Source organism: Streptomyces sp. NPDC001728 (genome assembly GCF_040297565.1).
Classification (GTDB): domain Bacteria; phylum Actinomycetota; class Actinomycetes; order Streptomycetales; family Streptomycetaceae; genus Streptomyces.
Window position 1 is genome coordinate 86,539 of record NZ_JBEOZK010000007.1, and the last position, 18,460, is coordinate 104,998.

An 18,460-nucleotide genomic window follows, 5' to 3' on the forward strand; every position below is an offset into this window, starting at 1 on the left:
AGCCGCTGGTCAGGGCCTACGGTAGGGCCATGAACATCTGCGTCTTCCTCTCCGCGGCCGACCTCGACGAGCGCTACACGGCCCCCGCCCGCGAGTTCGCCCGCCTCCTCGGCAAGGCCGGTCACACCCTGGTCTGGGGCGGCTCGGACACCGGCCTGATGAAGGTCGTCGCGGACGGCGTCGAGGAGGCCGGCGGCCGGCTCGTCGGCGTCTCCGTCGACTTCCTCGCCCACAAGGCCCGCCCGAACGCCGACCAGATGGTCGTCGCCAAGGACCTGGCCGAGCGCAAGGCCCTCCTCCTCGCCAAGTCCGACGCGATCGTGGTCATGGTCGGCGGCACCGGCACCCTCGACGAGGCCACCGAGATCCTGGAGCTGAAGAAGCACGGCAAGCACAGCAAGCCGGTGGTCCTGCTCAACACCGCGGGCTTCTACGACGGTCTGAAGACCCAGTTCCGCCGCATGGAGGAGGAGGGCTTCCTCCCGCTCCCCCTCGCCGACCTGGCGACCTTCGCCGACGACGCCCCGACGGCCCTCGCGTACCTGGAGGCGAGCATCGCCTCCCGCTGATGCGAGCATGGTGACCATGGCTACACATGTGATCACCGGAGCCGGTTCCGGCATCGGCGCGGCCGTCGCTCGCCGCCTCCACGCGCGCGGGGACGAGCTCGTGCTGCACGCGCGCGACGCGGGCCGCGCCAAGGAGCTCGCCGGACGGTTCCCCGGGTCCCGGACGCTCGTCGGGGACCTCGCCGACCCCGACCGGCTCTCCTGGGCGTTCTCGCACCAGGGCATGCCCGAGCGGGTGGACAGCCTGCTGCACATCGCGGGCGTCGTCGACCTCGGCCCGATCGGCGACCTCACTCCCAAGACCTGGCACCACCAGCTCAACGTCAACCTGATCGCGCCCGCCGAACTCACCCGGCACCTCCTGCCCCAACTGCGGGTCTCCCAGGGGCACGTCCTCTTCGTGAACTCCGGCGCCGGGCTCAGCGCGCACGCCGAGTGGGGCGCGTACGCCGCCTCCAAGCACGGCCTCAAGGCCCTCGCGGACGCCCTGCGCCACGAGGAGCACGCGAACGGCGTGCGGGTGACCTCGGTCTACCCGGGCCGCACCGCGAGCCCCATGCAGGCGAAGGTGCACCAGCAGGAGGGCAAGGAGTACGACGCGTCGAAGTGGATCGACCCGGATTCGGTCGCCACCGCGATCCTCACCGCGATCGACCTCCCGCGCGACGCGGAGATCAACGACCTCACCGTCCGTCCGGGGCGGTAGACATGAGCGAGACGAAGGCTGAAGACGACCGCGTGGCGTTCGGCCCCGCCACCGGCGTCGGGTCCCTGCCCGGCGGAGACGCCCGCGAGGCCGCGAGGACCGTCACCGGGTCCTTCGAGGACTTCCCGTTCCTCGCCGAACTGCCCGCCCGCGGCCCCGGCGCCGACATGATCGGCCGCACCATCGGCATGCTCGTCGACTTCTACGCGCACGTGGAGCCGAGCGGCTGGCGGATCAGCGACCGGCCCGGCCGCGACACCAGGCGGGCCCGCTCCTGGATGGGCGAGGACCTGGACGCCCTGGAGGAGTTCACCCAGGGCTACGAGGGCCCGCTCAAGGTGCAGGCGGTGGGCCCCTGGACGCTCGCCGCCGCTCTGGAGCTGCGCGGCGGCGAGGCGGCCCTCGGGGACGCCGGCGCCTGCCGCGACCTGGTCGGCTCGCTGGCGGAAGGCCTGCACACCCACCTCGCCGAGCTGCGCAAGCGCATCCCGGGCGCGAGCCCCGTGCTCCAGCTCGACGAGCCCTCGCTCACCGCCGTGCTGCGCGGCCACGTCCGTACCGCCAGCGGCTACCGCACCTACCGGGCCGTGGACCGGCAGGTCGTCGAGAGCGCCCTGCGCGAGGTGATCGCGGTCCACGACGGACCCGTGGTCGTCCACTCCTGCGCCCCCGACGTGCCCTTCGCGCTGCTGCGGCGGGCCGGAGTCGCCGGGGTCTCGTTCGACTTCGGGCTGCTCACCGAACGTGACGAGGAGCCGATCGGCGAGGCCGTGGAGGCCGGCACCAGGCTGTTCGCCGGTGTGGTGCCGTCCACCGACACGGCATTGTCCGACCCGGGCGGTAGCGTCATGGGTGTCAGGACGCTGTGGCGCAGGCTGGGGCTGAATCCGGGGACTCTGGCGGAGTCCGTGGTCGTCACGCCCACGTGCGGACTGGCGGGCGCTTCGCCCGCCTACGCCCGCGCGGCGCTCGCCCACTGCGTCCGGGCGGCGAGATCGCTCGCGGACAACCCAGAGTGACCGGGTTTCGAGGCACGGGAGGACGGACGAAGGTGGCAGTCGAACAGGGGGCCCTGCCCGCCGAGGCACGGGAGAAGCACGCCGACCTGGCCGAGCGGGTCGAGGAGCACCGCTTCCGGTACTACGTGAAGGACCAGCCGGTCATCAGCGACGGCGACTTCGACAAGCTCCTGCGCGCGCTGGAAGCGCTGGAGGAGGAGTACCCGGAGCTGCGCACACCGGACTCGCCGACGCAGAAGGTCGCGGGGCAGTACGAGACCGAGTTCACCTCCGTCGAGCACCGCGAGCGGATGCTCTCCCTCGACAACGCCTTCGACGACGAGGAACTGGCCGTCTGGGCCGAGCGGGTCGCGCGGGACGTCGGTACGCCCGACTTCCACTACCTGTGCGAGCTCAAGGTCGACGGCCTCGCGGTCAACCTCACGTACGAGCACGGGCGGCTGACCCGGGCCGCCACCCGGGGCGACGGCCGCACCGGCGAGGACATCACGCCCAACGTCCGGACGATCACCGACATCCCGGAGCGGCTCCACGGGGACCGGATCCCGGACCTGGTGGAGATCCGGGGCGAGGTCTACTTCCCGATGGAGGCCTTCGAGGGGCTCAACGCCCGCCTGGTGGAGGCCGGTGACAAGCCCTTCGCCAATCCGCGGAACGCGGCGGCGGGTTCGCTCCGCCAGAAGGACCCCAAGGTCACCGCCTCCCGCCCGCTCCACATGGTCGTCCACGGCATCGGCGCCCGCGAGGGCTTCGCCATCGACTGTCTCTCCCACGCCTACGAGCTGCTGCACGAGTGGGGCCTCCCCACCGCCCGGCACAACCGGGTGGTCGACTCGCTCGACGGCGTACGGGAGTTCATCGCGTACTTCGGGGAGAACCGCCACTCCGTGGAGCACGAGATCGACGGCGTCGTCGTCAAACTCGACGAGATCCCCCTCCAGGGCCGGCTGGGCTCCACCGCGCGCGCCCCGCGCTGGGCCATCGCCTGGAAGTACGCGCCGGAGGAGGTCAACACCAGGCTGATCGACATCAAGGTCGGCGTCGGCCGCACCGGGCGCGTCACCCCGTACGCGCAGGTGGAGCCGGTCACGGTGGCCGGCTCCGAGGTCGAGTTCGCCACCCTCCACAACCAGGAGGTGGTCAAGGCCAAGGGCGTGCTGATCGGCGACACGGTCGTGCTGCGCAAGGCCGGCGACGTGATCCCCGAGATCCTCGGGCCGGTAGCGGACCTGCGGGACGGCACCGAGCGGGAGTTCGTGATGCCCGCCGAGTGCCCGGAGTGCGGGACGCCGCTGAAGGCGATGAAGGAGGGCGACATCGACCTCCGCTGCCCGAACGCCCGGACCTGCCCGGCGCAGCTGCGGGAGCGGCTCTACTTCCTGGCCGGCCGCCAGTGCCTGGACATCGAGAACTTCGGCGCGGTCGCCGCAGCGGCGCTCACCCGCCCGCTGGAGCCGGCCGTGCCGCCGCTCGTGGACGAGGGCGACCTCTTCGACCTGACCATCGAGCAGCTGCTGCCGATCAAGGCGTACGTCCTCGACCCGGACAGCGGGCTGCCCAAGCGGGACGCGAAGACCGGCGAGGAGAAGATCGTCACGGTCTTCGCCAACCAGAAGGGCGAGCCGAAGAAGAACGCGCTGGCCATGCTGGAGAACATCGCGGCGGCGAGGACCCGCCCGCTGGCCCGCTTCATCAACGGGCTCTCCATCCGGCACGTCGGGCCGGTCGCGGCCGAGGCGCTGGCCCGTGAGTTCCGCTCCCTGGAGCGGATCGAGCAGGCGAGCGAGGAGGAGCTGGCGGCCGTCGACGGCGTCGGCGGCATCATCGCGACGGCGGTGAAGCAGTGGTTCGCCGAGGAGTGGCACCGCGAGATCGTGCGCAAGTGGCGCGCGGCCGGGGTCACCCTGGAGGACGAGGGCGCCGGGGAGGATGTGGGACCCCGTCCGCTGGAAGGGCTCACGGTCGTGGTGACCGGCACTCTGGAGAAGTTCACCAGGGATGGCGCAAAAGAGTCCCTCCAGAGCCTCGGAGCGAAGGTGACCGGTTCCGTTTCGAAGAAGACCGCCTTCGTGGTCGTCGGTGAAAACCCCGGTTCGAAGTACGACAAGGCGATGCAGCTGAAGGTTCCGGTTCTGAACGAGGACGGCTTCACGATCCTGCTCGAACAAGGGCCCGAGGCCGCTCGGGAGGCCGCGGTACCCGTCGCCGAGTAGCGCGCGGCACCCCCGCCCGTACCCCCACGACGGTCACCCGTTCGGCGCATACCAGATCGTTACGGGTGGCCAGGTCTCATTCGGGCAAGAGAGGGGGAGCGCTGCCCGCCGGAGCCCTCGGCGGCCTAGTGTGGTGACTGTGCGTCTGGTCCTGCACGACCGCGCGAGGGCTCTGCTCCGCCGACGGACGGCCGGACGACGGACGGCCGCCTCGCCGCGGCCCATCGCACACCGACGGCACCGCCGCCTGTGAGAGGGACGGGAATGGAACCGACCGAGAGCGCCGCCCGGGTGACACGGCCGCAGGGCCTCGTGACACCCCTGGGCTTCACCTCCCGGCTGTCCGCAGCCGTGGTGGGCATCGCCGCCGTCGTGCTCGTCGCCGGGCTCCAGCGAGCCCTGGGCACCGCCCACGGACTCTTCCCCGGCGGGGTCACCGGCTGGTCCCTCGCCGTCCTCACCGGACTCATCGTCGGACACCTGGTCGCGCTCGGCCGCGACCGCTGGTGGGGCGGCACCGGCTCCGGCGCCGCCCTCACCCTCGCCGTCCTCCTGCTCTACGGCTGGGTGCCCGCCGGGCTGGTCTCGCTGACCGTCGTCAGCCTCGTCGGCGCCGCCCGCCGGCACCGCTGGCGCCAGGGCCTGCTGCACGCCGCCGCCGACGTCCTCGGGGTCGCCGCCGCCGCCCTCATGCTCGCCCTCTTCGGCGACGTACCCAGCGTCGAACGGCCCTGGCACCCCCTCGACTGGACCATCGGGGACCTCCCGGAAATCGTCCTCGCCGCCGGCGCCTACCTCGTGGTCACCCGGCTCCTCCTGTGGTACACGCTGGCCCCCCAGGGCCGCGGACTGCCCACCGTCGCCCGCACCGCCCTCCTCCGGCAGGGACTCGTCGCCGTCGCCCTGCTCGGCATCGCCCCGCTGATCTGCGTCGTCGCCGCCACCCGGCCGGTCCTGCTGCCGCTCTTCGCCGTCCCCCTCATCGCCCTCGACTCCACCCTCTGGATCGCCCGCGCCCGCGCCGAGGAACAGCTGCGCGACCCGCTGACCGGGCTCCCCAACCGCCAGTGGCTCCTGGAGCGGGCCTGGACCGCCCTGGAGGAGGCCGAGGGCGAGGGCGCCCGCGCCGCCCTCGTCCTGATCGACCTCGACCGCTTCCGGTCCGTCAACGACACCCTCGGCCACCTCGCCGGCGACCGGCTGCTCCTCCAGATCGCCGACCGGCTCCGCCTCGCGCTGCCCCGCGGCGCCGAGGCCGCCCGGCTCGGCGGCGACGAGTTCGCCGTCCTGCTGCCCACCGCCGACTCCACCACCAGCGCCCAGCGGGTCGCCCGCCACCTCGTCGCCGAGCTGTCCTCCCCGCTCGACCTGGACGGACTCACCCTCGTCCTGGAGGCCAGCGCTGGCGTCGCCGTCTTCCCCGACCACGCCCTCGACGCCGAAGGCCTGCTGCGCCGCGCCGACGTCGCCATGTACCAGGCCAAGCGGGACCGCACCGGCGTCGAGGTCTACGAGTCCAAGCGCGACTCCAACACCCCCGACCGGCTCGGCCTCCTCGGCGACCTCCGCCGCGCCCTCGACGCCGGCGAGGTCGAACTCCACTACCAGCCCAAGGTCCAGTTCGACGGCCGGGTCGCCGGCCTCGAAGCACTGGTGCGCTGGGTGCACCCCGAGCGCGGCAGGGTCCCGCCGGACGAGTTCATCGCCATCGCCGAGTCCTCCGGGCTGATGCCCCACCTCACCGAATACGTCCTGGAGACCGCCCTCGCCCAGGTCGCCCGCTGGCGCGCCCAGGGCCTCGACGTCCCGGTCGCCGTCAACGTCTCACCGCGCGACGTCCACACCCCCGGCTTCGCCGGCGCCGTCGCCGCCCGGCTCGCCCGCCACGGCGTCCCGGCCGGCGCGCTCCAGCTGGAGATAACGGAACACGTCCTCCTGGAGGACCCCCAGCGGGCCGCCGACACGCTCAACGGCCTCACCGGCCACGGCGTCAAGATGTCCCTCGACGACTTCGGCACCGGCTACTCCTCCCTCGTCCATCTGCGCCGGCTGCCCGTCAGCGAACTCAAGATCGACCGCTCCTTCGTCGCCCGGCTCGCCGTGGACACCGAGGACGCCGAGATCGTCCGCTGCACCGTCGACCTCGCCCACTCCCTCGGGCTGCTCGTCGTCGCCGAGGGCGTCGAGGACGACGAGACCTGGGAGCGCCTGCGCGACCTGGGCTGCGACGCCGTCCAGGGGTGGCTGGTCGCCGCCGCGATGCCGCCCGGCGAGGCCACCGCGTGGCTCCTCGCCCGGGGCGAGCACGGCTGGCGCCGCCCCGCCGACATCGCCGCCCAGATGGAGCTGGACCACCCCTCCGGCCAGGTCGTGCAGTGACCCCCGCCCCTCCCGGGGCAAACCGTTTCACGGGCAGCGGCACCGGCCCCATAGGATGGGCCCACACCATCAAGCTCACCCCGTGAGGATCCGCATGCCTGGCATCACGCGCGAGGAGGTCGCCCACCTCGCACGGCTGGCGCGTCTGGAGCTGCGAGGCGAAGAACTCGACCACTTCGCCGGTCAGCTCGACGACATCATCGGCGCGGTCGCCCGCGTCGCCGAGGTCGCCGACCAAGACGTACCGCCGACCTCCCACCCGCTGCCGCTGACCAATGTCATGCGCGCGGACGAGGTCCGTCCGTCGCTCACCCCCGAGCAGGCGCTCTCCGGCGCCCCGGCCCAGGAGCAGCAGCGTTTCAAGGTGCCGCAGATCCTGGGGGAGGACTAACAGTCATGACGGACAACATCATCAAGCTCACCGCGGCCGAGATCGCCGGGAAGATCGCCGCCGGCGAACTGACCGCCGTCGAGGTCACCGAGGCGCACCTCGCCCGGATCGAGGCCGTCGACGAGAAGGTGCACGCCTTCCTCCACGTCGAGCGTGAGGGCGCGCTCGCCCAGGCCCGTGCCGTCGACGAGAAGCGCGCCCGCGGCGAGAAGCTCGGCCCGCTCGCCGGTGTGCCGCTCGCGCTCAAGGACATCTTCACCACCGCCGGCATGCCGACGACCGTGGGCTCGAAGATCCTCGAGGGCTGGATCCCGCCGTACGACGCGACCCTGGTCAAGAACCTCAAGGCCGCCGACGTCGTCATCCTCGGCAAGACCAACATGGACGAGTTCGCGATGGGCTCCTCCACGGAGAACAGCGCCTACGGCCCGACCGGCAACCCCTGGGACCTGACCCGGATCCCCGGCGGCTCCGGCGGTGGCTCGTCCGCCGCCCTCGCCGCGTACGAGGCGCCCCTCGCCATCGGCACGGACACCGGCGGTTCGATCCGCCAGCCCGCCGCCGTCACCGGCACCGTCGGCGTCAAGCCGACCTACGGCGGCGTCTCCCGCTACGGCATGGTGGCCTTCTCGTCCTCGCTCGACCAGGGCGGCCCCTGCGCCCGTACGGTCCTGGACGCGGCCCTCCTGCACGAGGCCATCGCCGGGCACGACCCGCTCGACTCGACCTCCATCGACGCCCCGGTCCCGCCGGTCGTCGAGGCCGCCCGCAACGGCTCGGTGGCCGGCATGCGCGTCGGCGTCGTCAAGCAGTTCCGCGGCGAGGGCTACCAGGCCGGTGTCGTGCAGCGCTTCGACGAGTCCGTCGAGCTGCTCACGTCGCTGGGCGCCGAGATCGTCGAGCTGGACTGCCCGACCTTCGACCTCGCGCTCTCGGCGTACTACCTGATCGCGCCGTCCGAGTGCTCCTCGAACCTGGCCCGCTTCGACGCCATGCGCTACGGCCTGCGGGTCGGCGACGACGGCACGCGGTCCGCCGAGGACGTCACCGCCCTCACCCGTGAGGCCGGCTTCGGCGACGAGGTCAAGCGCCGCGTCATCCTCGGTACGTACGCGCTCAGCTCCGGCTACTACGACGCGTACTACGGCTCGGCCCAGAAGGTACGGACCCTCATCACCCGAGAGTTCGAGAAGGCCTTCGAGGAGGTGGACGTGATCGTCTCCCCGACGACGCCCACCACCGCCTTCGCGATCGGCGAGCGTGCCGACGACCCGATGGCGATGTACCTCGCGGACCTGTGCACCATCCCGACCAACCTGGCCGGCAACGCCGCCATGTCGCTGCCCTGCGGCCTGGCGCCCGAGGACGGTCTGCCGGTCGGTCTGCAGATCATCGCTCCCGCCATGAAGGACGACCGGCTGTACAAGGTCGGCGCCGCCGTCGAGGCCGCCTTCGTGGAAAAGTGGGGGCACCCGCTGCTCGAGGAGGCTCCGTCGCTGTGAGTACCAGTGCACTGCAGAAGGCCAAGGGCTTCAAGAAGTCCAAGACCGGCACGTACCTGTCCATCGGCACCACCGCGTTCGGCCTGCTGGGCGTCGTCAAGCGAGCCCGTTCGGCCCGCAGCGAGCACGACACGCTCAAGCTGGTCGACGCCGTGGTCTCCGCAGCCGCCATCGCCACCGGCGTCGCTCTCCTCGTGCGCGAGCTCAAGCGCATCGGTGACGACGACGTCCTGTTCGGCTGAGGCCGAAGGCATCAGAGGGAATTCTCGTGACTGTCACTGAACTGCTGTCGTACGAAGCGGCGCTCGCCGAGTACGACCCCGTCATGGGCCTTGAGGTCCATGTCGAGCTCGGCACCAAGACCAAGATGTTCTGCGGCTGCTCGACCGAGCTGGGCGCGGAGCCGAACTCGCAGACGTGCCCGACCTGCCTCGGCCTGCCCGGCTCGCTGCCCGTGGTCAACGCGATCGGCGTCGAGTCCGCCATCAAGATCGGCCTCGCGCTGCACTGCGAGATCGCCGAGTGGTGCCGCTTCGCCCGGAAGAACTACTTCTATCCGGACATGCCGAAGAACTTCCAGACCTCCCAGTACGACGAGCCGATCGCCTTCAACGGCTACCTGGACGTCCAGCTGGAGGACGGTGAGATCTTCCGCGTGGAGATCGAGCGCGCCCACATGGAGGAGGACACCGGCAAGTCCCTGCACGTCGGCGGCGCCACCGGCCGTATCCACGGCGCGTCCCACTCGCTGCTGGACTACAACCGGGCCGGCATCCCGCTCATCGAGATCGTCACCAAGCCGATCGAGGGCGCGGGCGAGCGGGCCCCCGAGGTCGCCAAGGCGTACGTCGCCGAGCTGCGCGAGCTGATCCGCGCGCTCGACGTCTCCGACGCGCGCATGGACAAGGGCCAGATGCGCTGCGACGTGAACCTGTCGCTGCGCCCGCACGGCACCGAGAAGTTCGGCACCCGCTCGGAGACGAAGAACGTCAACTCGCTCCGTTCGGTGGAGCGCGCTGCCCGCTTCGAGATCCAGCGGCACGCCGCGGTGCTGTCCTCCGGCGGCACGATCGTGCAGGAGACCCGTCACTTCCACGAGGACGACGGCTCCACCACCTCCGGCCGCATCAAGGACAACGCCGAGGACTACCGGTACTTCCCGGAGCCCGACCTGGTCCCCGTCGCCCCGGCCCGTGCCTGGGTCGAGGAGCTGCGCGGCACGCTGCCCGAGCTGCCGCGGCTGCGGCGCAACCGGCTGCGCGAGGAGTGGGGCGTGTCCGAGCTGGACATGCAGTCCATCCTCAACGCGGGCGCGGTCGACGCGATCGTCGCCACGATCGGCGCGGGCGCGGACGCGGCCTCGGCCCGCAAGTGGTGGATGGGCGAGCTGGCCCGCAACGCCAACGAGCAGGGCGTCTCCCTGGAGGAGCTGGCGATCACGCCGGCGGACGTGGCCCGGGTCTCCGCCCTGGTCGCCTCCGGTGACCTGAACGACAAGCTGGCCCGTCAGGTCATCGAGGGCGTCCTCGCCGGCGAGGGCACCCCGGACGAGGTCGTCGAGAAGCGCGGTCTGAAGGTCGTCTCCGACGACGGCGCGCTCGGCACGGCCGTCGACGAGGCCATCGCGGGCAACGCGGCGATCGCCGACAAGATCCGCGGCGGCAAGGTCGCGGCGGTCGGCGCCCTGGTCGGCGCGGTCATGAAGGCCACCCGCGGCCAGGCGGACGCGGCGAAGGTCAAGGACCTGATCCTGGAGAAGCTGGGCGTCAGCGAGGGCTGATCCCGATCTCGTACGGCTCAGGAGAGCGGCCCCGCACCGGAGTTCCGGTGCGGGGCCGCTCTCCTGCGGCCGGGCGGTCAGCGGCGCAGGACCGGGGCGGCGATGACCCCGTTGCCCTCGTCGGTGCAGGTCTCCTCGACCTTGAGGCGCAGGCGCAGCGCCCCTTCGATCTTCAGCGTCTTCTTGATCGGCTCGCCAAGGTCGACGGTCTCGTTGAAGAGGGCGGGCTGGTCGTCGACGGAGACGATGATCCGCGCGGACTCGATGTTGGAGCCGTCGTCGATCCCGGCGGTGAAGTCGAACCACGACCACTCGCGGTTGAGGTCGTACTCGACGTAGGCGCCCTGGTAACAGTCGCCGATGAGAGCGGCGCCGTACTCCTTGGTGTCGATCTTCGCGGTGCCGACGGAGAAGTAGTCGGGCTCGCTGACGGAGGCGAGGGTCGTCAGATCGGCCGAGGGCGCGTCCGGCACGGTCCCGGGGTCGTCGGTCGGGCTCGCGGACTCCTGGGGGTCGGTGGTCGCCGTGTCGGTCGGCTCGTCGGTCGTCGGCTCCTCGGTGGTGGGCTCGGCCGAGGGCTCCGTGGTGACGGTGGCGGAGGGCGTGCCGCCCTTGCCCTCGTCGCCCTTGCCGTCCTTGTCGCCGAGCAGCTGGACGCCGATCACCGCGAGGACGGCGACCATCAGGACCCCGGCCACGGCCCCGATGAGCGGGCCCTTGCGGCGGCGGCGCGGCTCGGGCGCCGGGGGAGCCGTGGTCGCGGCCCCGGAGGACGCCGAGGGCGGCGCCGGCGGTCCGAAGCCGGGTGGGGCGACGGTGGGCGGCTCGGCGGTCGGCCGCGCTTCGGCGGGCCGCGGGCTCGCGATGTGCTGCGGGGCCGCCGGCGAGGGTGTCGGCGGGGTCACCGGCGGGGCCACCGGCGGGGTCGCGGGCGGCGGCGGCGTCGCGGGCTTCTCCGGGGCGGCCGACGGCGGTACGGGCGGGGCGGCCGACAGCGCGACCACCGGTGCGACCGCCGGCGCGGCCGGTACCGCGTCCGCGACCGTCGCCGGCCGGGAGGTCGTCGTCGACACCACCCCGTGCCGTACGTCCTTCACCCAGGCCGACAGGGAGAGCGGGCGACGGCCCGCGTCGGCCGCGGCGATGCTCAGCACCCGTTCCCGCTGTTCCTCCGGCAGCCCCGCGATCTGCGGCAGTGAGCCGAGCGCGCCCACCAGCTGTTCGGGGGCGGTGGGCGGGGACTGGCCGCTGAGCAGGAAGTACGCGATGGCCCCGAAGGCGTAGCGGTCGGTGCCCGGGGTGCGCTTGCCCTCGAAGATCTCGGGGGCCGCGTACCCGGGGGTGAACCACACCTCGGCGGTCTCGTGGTCCGCCGTCAGCTTGCTCAGGCCGAAGTCGACGAGCGTGGCCTGGCCGTGTTCGTCGACCATGACGTTGCCCGGGGACAGGTCGCCGTGGACGACCATGCGCCCGGACGGGGTGGCCTTGCCGGAGTGCAGCCAGTCGAGGACGTCCGCGAGCTGTTCCAGGGTCCGCATCACCTCGCGCCGCTCGCCGGGTGTGGCGAGGGTGCGTTCGGCCCGCCAGTCGCGCAGGTCCAGTCCGTCGACGTGGTTCATGACGAGCACCAGGGCCCGGCCGGTGATCGTCCCGGACTCGCCGGGCCGGTGGATCGGCGGCCCCTGGAAGTGCTCGCGCACGCCGACGACACCGGGCCGGTGGACGAAGCGCAGCAGCTCGGCCTGCTCGTTCCACTTCTGGCTGATCCGCTCGAAGACCTCGGGCGTGATCGTCGTCTTGGAGTCGAGGACCTTGACGACGACCGGCTCGGTGCCGCCGGCGAGTTCGATCTCCGCGAGATAGAGCACGGCCTCACCGCCCCGCCCGATGGACCGCAGGAGCCGGTACCGGTCAGGTGTGGAGTCCGGCCCGATGTGGTGTGCCGTGCTGCTCAAGTTTCCCCCAGGAGCCGAAGAGTGACGGTCGTTCAGCTTGCCCGTCCGGAGCGACCCGGGTCAACGCGCCGCCGGACGGCCCAGCGCGCGCAGACAGCCGTCCCTGGTGCGGCGCAGGTGCCCGAGGAGCGTCCCGTACGCGGGCGGGTTGTCGGCGGCGGACCGTTCCGCCAGGGCGATCCCCTCGACGACCCGCGCGAGTGCCTCCTCCCAGCGCCCGTCGAGCGCGAGGAAGCGGCCGAGGTTGTTGAGGACCCGGGCCAGGTCGAAGGCGTACGCGGCGGGGTTCGCTGCGTACGCGGCGCGGTACAGCTCCACGGCGCGCCGGGTCGCGGCGCGGCCCTCGGAGCGTCGGCCGGCCGCCTCCAGGCACATGCCCAGGTTCGAGAGCGTCTGGGCCAGATCCTCGCGGTGCGCGTCCGGGTGTTCGGCGTACAGCCGCTCGCGGAGCGAGACGGCTTCCTCGGCGGCGGCCAGGGCCTCGGCCGAGCGGCCCACGCCCAGCAGGAAGTGGGCCAGGTTCGACAGGGACTGCCCGAGTCCCCGGGAGTGGGCGACCAGGTTGCCCGAGACGAGGCGGCGGCGGATCGCGACGGCCTCGGCCGTCGCGTCCACGGCCTCGGGCACCCGTCCGGCCTCCGCGAGGTCGGCGCCCAGGCTCGTGAGCGCGAGGGCGAGGTCCGGTTCGTGCGCGGCGGCGTTGGCACGCGCGAGGGCGCGCAGGACGGTCACCGCCTGCCGCGACAGCTCCAGGGCTTCCGCCCGCCGCCCCTGGGCGGCCAGGTGGTTGGCGTGATTGGTGAGCGACTTGGCGACGTCGGGCTCGTGGGCGGCGGGGTCCCGCTCGGCCAGCCGCAGCCGGATCCGCATCGCCTCGGCGTTGGCGTCGGCAGCCTCGGGCCAACGGCCGAGAGCCGCCAGGTAGTTGCCGAGGCCGTGCAGGGCTCCGGCGAGATGTTCCTCGTGTACGGGGTCGGCGGCGACGATCAGGCGCCAGCCGGCGACCGACCGCTCGCCCACGGCCAGCGCCTCCTGATGCCTGCCGAGCAGGGACAGCCAGATGGCCAGGTCGTTGAGAAGCCCGACACGCATCCCCTCCCACCGCGCCGGCTCGGTCTCGGCGAGCCGTCCGAACAGGGCGGCGGACTCCTCGGTCACCGCCACCGCCTCCTCGGGCCGCCCGGTCAGGGCCAGGCAGTTGCCGAGCCGGGCCAGGGCGGTAGCGAGCGCGGGAACGTCCTCGGGGAGTTCCTCGTGCGCGGCGAGGCTCAGCCGCGCGGCCTCCAGGGCCTCGTCGAGTCGGCCGGCGTTCGAGAGCCGGGCACTGAGGTGGTGGTAGCCCGTCGCACGGGCGGCGGGGCCGTCGTCGAGGGTGAGCAGCTCCCTGACGAGCCGGCGTGTGACGGCGGCGATGCCCGCGTCGAGGTCCACATGGCGGTGGACGGGAAAGCGCTCCTCGATGGCGGAGAGGAGCCGGATCGGTATGTCGTCGAGCGCGGCGAGCGTGCTCAGGGCGGCGCCACCGGCGGCGAGGGCGAGACCGGGGTCGGCGGCGAGGAGCGGGTAGAGGTGCCCGGGTCCGAGGTGCGGCCAGCGTTGGGCGGCGGCGGCCAGGAAGGTGACCGCGCGTTCGGCGTGCGGCCCGAGCAGCCGGGCGGTGGCCTCCGGGGCCCACTCCAGGGCGGGGTAGTCGGCGCGGTGTCCGGGGAGCGTGAGGGCGAGGAAGTCCTCGGCGAGCCGGTCGGGGTAGAGCGGCTCCAGGACCGTGCCGCGCTGCGGCTCGGCGGCCGGGTAGCAGAAGGCGTGGTCGTCGAGGACGCGGCCGGGGGACGGCGCGGGGGCGGGCCCGGGGCCCTGACCGGGAACAGGTCCGGGGGACCGGCCGGGCCCGAGCCCGGCCACGACGGCCGACCCCGTGGACCGGTCGACCGCCCCGGTGAGCGAGGCGGCGAAGACGGCCCGGTTCATGGCCTGGGGCGGGGTCGCGTACCGCCCGTCACCCCGGGCGAAGAGCGTGCCCCAGTGCAGGTGCTCCCGGTCGAGGAGGTAGACGGTCAGACCGGCGAGGTCGGCGGGCGGCCGGCGCCCGTGCGCCCGGGCGTCGACGGAGACGAGGGCGGCCATGTGGAGGGCGAGCGTCAGCCCGTAGGGGGGAGGGGGCCCGGGCGCGGCCGGGACTCCGTACCGTACGGCGAAGGCGTCGCGGGCGGCCTCGTACATCTCGTTGCCGTCGGGCAGGTCCTCAAGGAGCATGCTGCTCGTGCCGGCCTGGAGGTTGCTGACCGAGGCACGGACGGCGGGCCACGCGTCGGCCGTACGGGCCAGCAGCAGCACGCGCGCCCGTACCCCTGCCCGGTGGAGCAGGGCGTTGCTGAAGAGCCAGGTGAGGTGGGTGAGCGGCCAGCGGTCCGCGTAGTCGACGACCAGGAGGACGCCGTCGCGCCCTTCGACCGACAAGTCCTGACTACCGGGCGGCGGTTGTACGGATCCGGGGCCGTTCGTCGCGGCGACGACCCGCCAGTTCTCGTCCTGGGTGGCGTCGGCGAACCGGGCGGCGAGGCGCGTCTTGCCCTGTCCGCCGGGCGCGTGCATCCAGCGGACGGCGAGCCGGGGCCCCTCGTCCCGCCAGGCGCGCAGCCCGGCCAGCTCGGCGTCCCGGCCCGTGAACGGCACGACCTCGAAACGGGAGTTGAGCATCCGGCTCGGTAACTCCCGCAGCCACTCCGGATCGGCGGCGGGCGCCCGGCGCCAGTTCTGCAGCAGATAGACGGGCGAGCCGTCGCCGTAGACGTGGATGTCGGCGCCGATGACGCCGTACGCGTACCCGGAGTGCGCCGTGACGTGCTGCTCGACGCTCACGGGTCACGCGTCCGGACGGGGCTCGGAACCCTGGTGGAAGAAGACGTTCCCGTGCTGGACGCCGATGACGCGGCCGTTGTCGCGGGCGGTGTTGTGCTGCACCGAGTGCTGCCCGCTCGGGGCGTCCCGTATCAGGGCGCGCAGCTCGTCGGCGTACTCCGGGTGCTCGGCGAGAAGGGCGCTCAGCCGCAGCGCCCAGGCGGGCACGAGCGCCTGCCGCGCACCGTCGGCGTCCTCGGCCCCGGCGACGAGCGCGGCGTCCTCCTCAAGCCGCCCCTCGACCTCCGCCCGCCCCCGGAACAGCCGGACGACCCCGTCCCGGGTGGCCTGCCAGGCATCGGTGGCCATGGCGGCGACGACGGCCCCGCCACCGGCGGCGGCCAGTGCGGTCAGCGACTCTTCCAGCATGTGAACTCGCTCCAGGCCGCGGGGGAGACGGTGAACACGGGGCTTCCGTCGGCGAGCTTGGAGTCCCGGACGTGGACGGCGGCGGGGTGGGCGGCCACCTCGACACAGTCGCCGCCCTCGCTGCCGCTGTAGCTGGACTTGCGCCAGTCGTAGGCGACTTCGAGGCAGTTGCCGCCCTCGCTGCCGCTGTAGCTGGACTTGAACCACGAAAGTGCTGCTGCGCTCATGTCACTCCTGCCAGACGTTCCAGCAGGCCCATGGTGTCCTCGGGCGTCAGGGCCTGTGACCGCAGCATTCCATACTTGGCCTGGAGGATGCCGACCTCGTCGGGGTCGTCGATGAGGAAGCTGACTCGCTGTCCCTCGATGTACGCGACGTGTTCGTGGTCGGGTGTTTCGATGAGCACCATGGGCCCGTCGAGACCCGCGTGCGTGGTCCGCGACTTCGGGATGATCTGGAGCCCGAGGAAGGGGAGTTCGGCCATCTCGCGCAGATGGAGGATCTGCCCCCGAAGCACTTCACGTCCGCCGATCGTCTTCTCCAGGATGGATTCGTCCAGCAGGAAGGACATCATCGGCGGCCACGGCTTCTGCTCGAAGATCCGCTGCCGGTCGAGCCGGTCGAGCATCCGGTCCTCCGCTTCCTGCGGGGTGATCGGCGGGTACAGGCAGTCGAAGACGGCGCGGGCGTATTCCGCGGTCTGGAGCAGACCCGGGACCACCCCGTTCTGGTACGAGCAGAGACTGAGTGCCTGTGCCTCCAGCTCGATGAACTCCTGGACGAACGCCGGGTACCGCTCCTTCTTCGGTGCCTTCCCGACCGCCACCCCCAGCGCGCCGCCGGTGTTCAGGATGCCGTCCAGCTCACCCGCGAGCCCCAGCCGAAGCGCCCGCCGCCCCTGCTCGATCGAACCCAGCGTCTCCAGCGCCACGCACGCCTGCGTGGCCAACTGGGGCTGGGTCAGCCCCGCCAGCTTCCGGTAGAGCGCCACCAGGGCGCCGACCACTTCCCATGACGGGACCTTCTTCCTGGAGTTCGTACCGCGTTGCATGAGCGGTGCCTTCCCCGCTCCGTACGTACTCGACGCGTTCCGGACCCGTACAAAGAATTTGTACGGCTCGATGCCCTGGGGCGCGTGGGGCGCGAGGCGCCACCGTGATCACCATGAGCGACCAACTCCCCCTGTACCGCGAGGCCTTCTACCGCCGCGAACGCCGTTCCGTCCCCCTCGCCCGCGACTTCGCGCGCAAGGCGCTCGCCGACTGGGGGCTGGACGCGCGTGCGGACGACGTGCTGGTGTGCGTGAGCGAGCTCGCGACCAACGCCCTCCTGCACGGCGTCCCGCCCGGCCGGGGGTACCGCCTCCACCTCTTCCTGGAGCGCCCCGGCCCCCTCCGTATCGAGGTCCACGACAGCGGCGACGGCACCCCGGCCGTCCGCGAGCCCTCCGGCGAGTCGGGCAGGGGCCTCCTCCTCGTCGACGCCCTCGCCGACCGCTGGGGCGTGGGCGTGCGCGACCCCGGCAAGATCGTCTGGTGCGAGTTCGCCCGCACCGCCTTGTGAAACGCTCCACTCCGCTCCGTCGGCCTTGTCGGAGCGGGGGAGGGAGCAGGGCATGTCGGTGGAACCCACGGATTACGTCGCACGGCTGCGCGCGCGGGCGAGCGATCCGGGACTTGAGGAGGCGCTGCGGCGCGACCGGACGGCACGGCGCCGGAAGATCGCGCTCGCGGCCGGTGCCGGGGTGCTGCTGCTCGGCGGGTTCGGTTTCTGGCTGAGCGATGTGACGGGGGAGCGGCCGGCGTACGAGCCGTACAGCGCGGAGACGCTCCGCGAGGACATCTGGCCTCTGGAATGGCCGTACACGGAAGACATGCCGTTCCGGAACTCGCCCGCGTCCGGCTGGGCGGAGGGGGCCGACGCGATCTACGTCCCCGTGCCCATGGCGTCCGGCGGGCTGCCCGCGAAGGACATCGCCGCCGTGCTGGAGGACGTGAAGACCCTGCTCGTCGAGACGAACCTCTCGGCGGACACCCTGGCCGGCGCCGAGCCCACGGCGGCGCTCGCCCTGCTCGATCCGCGCGGAGCCGACGACCCCGTACGGAAGGACCTGGTCACCCGCTTCGACCCCGAGGAGGTGTACCCGGCCGGGAGCGGCATCCGGGTACGGGGCACGATGACCTACCAGGTCTCGGCGGCGGGGGAGCCGACGGTGCACGTCGACTACGCCTTCGTCTACCCGCTGGTGCGGGCCGAGGAAGGCCATGACGTGGTCCCCGGCGTCCCCGAGGTGGCGCGGATCGCCGTACGGCGGCAGTTCACGGTCACGTCGAAGGGCGGGAAGCTCGTCCTGGGCGGCTACGCGAGCGAGGTCGCCAACCACGACTGCTCGGCCCCGAAGGACGGCTACCTCCACCCCCTCTTCGCCGAGGGCCGCTGGAAGGCGGGCCGGGCGGCCGAGGGGGCCCGCGTCGCCCAGGCCGACCTGTACGACGAGAAGCGGATCCTCCCGAGCGGCCCCGGCCACTGCGTGATCCCCAGCGGGACCTGACGCTCCACCCCGCGGGTGCGGTGACGCGGTGGCGTGCGTGGCCGGAATCCGCTTGGACTCCCGTCGCGTGCTCTTGGACGTTCACCACCGCGCCTCCGCCGGGTCTTCTCCGTGTCATCCCGTCTCAC

At 72.5% G+C, this 18,460-nt stretch carries 16 protein-coding genes; 11 read left to right on the top strand and 5 right to left on the bottom strand.

Going from position 1 to position 18,460, the window contains the following annotated elements; translation table 11 throughout:
- Positions 1-29: 29 nt before the first annotated feature.
- The 9 genes from ABT154_RS13200 (at position 30) to gatB (ending at position 10,559) form a co-directional block, all read left to right on the top strand.
- A complete protein-coding gene (locus tag ABT154_RS13200) occupies positions 30-569 on the top strand; it encodes an LOG family protein (RefSeq protein ID WP_351856563.1) in 540 nt (179 codons plus the stop codon).
- Between the two features lie 7 nt (positions 570-576).
- Positions 577-1,275, top strand: a complete 699-nt coding sequence (locus ABT154_RS13205; RefSeq protein ID WP_351856565.1) for an SDR family oxidoreductase — start codon at positions 577-579, stop codon at positions 1,273-1,275.
- 2 nt (positions 1,276-1,277) lie between these two features.
- Positions 1,278-2,294 carry a methionine synthase gene (locus tag ABT154_RS13210; RefSeq protein WP_351856567.1) on the top strand — a complete coding sequence of 339 codons (1,017 nt, stop codon included), beginning with the start codon at positions 1,278-1,280 and terminating at the stop codon, positions 2,292-2,294.
- A gap of 32 nt (positions 2,295-2,326) precedes the next feature.
- Positions 2,327-4,507 carry an NAD-dependent DNA ligase LigA gene (gene ligA / locus ABT154_RS13215; RefSeq protein ID WP_351856569.1) on the top strand — a complete coding sequence of 727 codons (2,181 nt, stop codon included), beginning with the start codon at positions 2,327-2,329 and terminating at the stop codon, positions 4,505-4,507.
- A gap of 264 nt (positions 4,508-4,771) precedes the next feature.
- The gene (locus tag ABT154_RS13220; RefSeq protein WP_351856571.1) at positions 4,772-6,886 is read left to right on the top strand and encodes a putative bifunctional diguanylate cyclase/phosphodiesterase; all 2,115 of its coding nucleotides are present in this window, start codon (positions 4,772-4,774) and stop codon (positions 6,884-6,886) included.
- Positions 6,887-6,980: 94 nt separating this feature from the next.
- A complete protein-coding gene (gatC, locus tag ABT154_RS13225; protein WP_056567875.1) occupies positions 6,981-7,277 on the top strand; it encodes an Asp-tRNA(Asn)/Glu-tRNA(Gln) amidotransferase subunit GatC in 297 nt (98 codons plus the stop codon).
- A gap of 5 nt (positions 7,278-7,282) precedes the next feature.
- Positions 7,283-8,779 carry an Asp-tRNA(Asn)/Glu-tRNA(Gln) amidotransferase subunit GatA gene (gatA, locus tag ABT154_RS13230; protein ID WP_351856574.1) on the top strand — a complete coding sequence of 499 codons (1,497 nt, stop codon included), beginning with the start codon at positions 7,283-7,285 and terminating at the stop codon, positions 8,777-8,779.
- The gene (locus ABT154_RS13235) at positions 8,776-9,021 is read left to right on the top strand and encodes a hypothetical protein (protein ID WP_056567880.1); all 246 of its coding nucleotides are present in this window, start codon (positions 8,776-8,778) and stop codon (positions 9,019-9,021) included. Before gatA ends, ABT154_RS13235 begins: the two co-directional genes overlap by 4 nt.
- Positions 9,022-9,047: 26 nt before the next feature.
- Entirely contained in the window at positions 9,048-10,559 is a 1,512-nt protein-coding gene (gene gatB / locus ABT154_RS13240) for an Asp-tRNA(Asn)/Glu-tRNA(Gln) amidotransferase subunit GatB (RefSeq protein WP_351856576.1), read from the top strand.
- Between the two features lie 77 nt (positions 10,560-10,636).
- On the opposite strand, the gene ABT154_RS13245 is transcribed toward gatB, so the two are convergent.
- Genes ABT154_RS13245 through ABT154_RS13265 form a run of 5 tightly spaced genes read right to left on the bottom strand, consistent with a single transcriptional unit; the run spans position 10,637 to position 16,832 of the window.
- Entirely contained in the window at positions 10,637-12,514 is a 1,878-nt protein-coding gene (locus tag ABT154_RS13245; protein WP_351856578.1) for a protein kinase domain-containing protein, read from the bottom strand.
- A gap of 60 nt (positions 12,515-12,574) precedes the next feature.
- On the bottom strand, positions 12,575-15,373 hold the full coding sequence (locus ABT154_RS13250) for a tetratricopeptide repeat protein (RefSeq protein ID WP_351856580.1): 2,799 nt from the start codon (positions 15,371-15,373) through the stop codon (positions 12,575-12,577).
- Between the two features lie 3 nt (positions 15,374-15,376).
- Complete coding sequence (locus ABT154_RS13255; protein ID WP_351856582.1) at positions 15,377-15,781, bottom strand: hypothetical protein; 405 nt, start codon at positions 15,779-15,781, stop codon at positions 15,377-15,379.
- A complete protein-coding gene (locus ABT154_RS13260) occupies positions 15,763-16,008 on the bottom strand; it encodes a DUF397 domain-containing protein (RefSeq protein ID WP_351856584.1) in 246 nt (81 codons plus the stop codon). Before ABT154_RS13260 ends, ABT154_RS13255 begins: the two co-directional genes overlap by 19 nt.
- The gene (locus ABT154_RS13265) at positions 16,005-16,832 is read right to left on the bottom strand and encodes a helix-turn-helix domain-containing protein (protein WP_351856586.1); all 828 of its coding nucleotides are present in this window, start codon (positions 16,830-16,832) and stop codon (positions 16,005-16,007) included. Before ABT154_RS13265 ends, ABT154_RS13260 begins: the two co-directional genes overlap by 4 nt.
- A 113-nt stretch (positions 16,833-16,945) precedes the next feature.
- Here ABT154_RS13265 and ABT154_RS13270 point away from each other — a divergent pair, with 113 nt between their 5' ends.
- Both ABT154_RS13270 and ABT154_RS13275 read left to right on the top strand, forming a co-directional pair.
- Positions 16,946-17,344 (top strand): ATP-binding protein, encoded by a 399-nt coding sequence (locus ABT154_RS13270; protein WP_351856587.1) that lies wholly within the window; start codon positions 16,946-16,948, stop codon positions 17,342-17,344.
- A 52-nt stretch (positions 17,345-17,396) separates the two neighbouring features.
- Entirely contained in the window at positions 17,397-18,332 is a 936-nt protein-coding gene (locus ABT154_RS13275) for a hypothetical protein (protein WP_351856589.1), read from the top strand.
- Positions 18,333-18,460: the final 128 nt, after the last annotated feature.

Bases quoted from the DNA above. Each gene is read 5' to 3' on its own strand.
- gatA (WP_351856574.1), top strand. From the start codon at position 7,283: ATGACGGACAACATCATCAAGCTCACCGCGGCCGAGATCGCCGGGAAG.
- ABT154_RS13260 (WP_351856584.1), bottom strand. From the start codon at position 16,008: ATGAGCGCAGCAGCACTTTCGTGGTTCAAGTCCAGCTACAGCGGCAGC.
- ABT154_RS13220 (WP_351856571.1), top strand. From the start codon at position 4,772: ATGGAACCGACCGAGAGCGCCGCCCGGGTGACACGGCCGCAGGGCCTC.
- ABT154_RS13200 (WP_351856563.1), top strand. From the start codon at position 30: ATGAACATCTGCGTCTTCCTCTCCGCGGCCGACCTCGACGAGCGCTAC.
- ABT154_RS13210 (WP_351856567.1), top strand. From the start codon at position 1,278: ATGAGCGAGACGAAGGCTGAAGACGACCGCGTGGCGTTCGGCCCCGCC.
- ABT154_RS13270 (WP_351856587.1), top strand. From the start codon at position 16,946: ATGAGCGACCAACTCCCCCTGTACCGCGAGGCCTTCTACCGCCGCGAA.
- ABT154_RS13255 (WP_351856582.1), bottom strand. From the start codon at position 15,781: ATGCTGGAAGAGTCGCTGACCGCACTGGCCGCCGCCGGTGGCGGGGCC.
- ABT154_RS13205 (WP_351856565.1), top strand. From the start codon at position 577: ATGGTGACCATGGCTACACATGTGATCACCGGAGCCGGTTCCGGCATC.
- ABT154_RS13265 (WP_351856586.1), bottom strand. From the start codon at position 16,832: ATGCAACGCGGTACGAACTCCAGGAAGAAGGTCCCGTCATGGGAAGTG.
- gatC (WP_056567875.1), top strand. From the start codon at position 6,981: ATGCCTGGCATCACGCGCGAGGAGGTCGCCCACCTCGCACGGCTGGCG.
- ABT154_RS13275 (WP_351856589.1), top strand. From the start codon at position 17,397: ATGTCGGTGGAACCCACGGATTACGTCGCACGGCTGCGCGCGCGGGCG.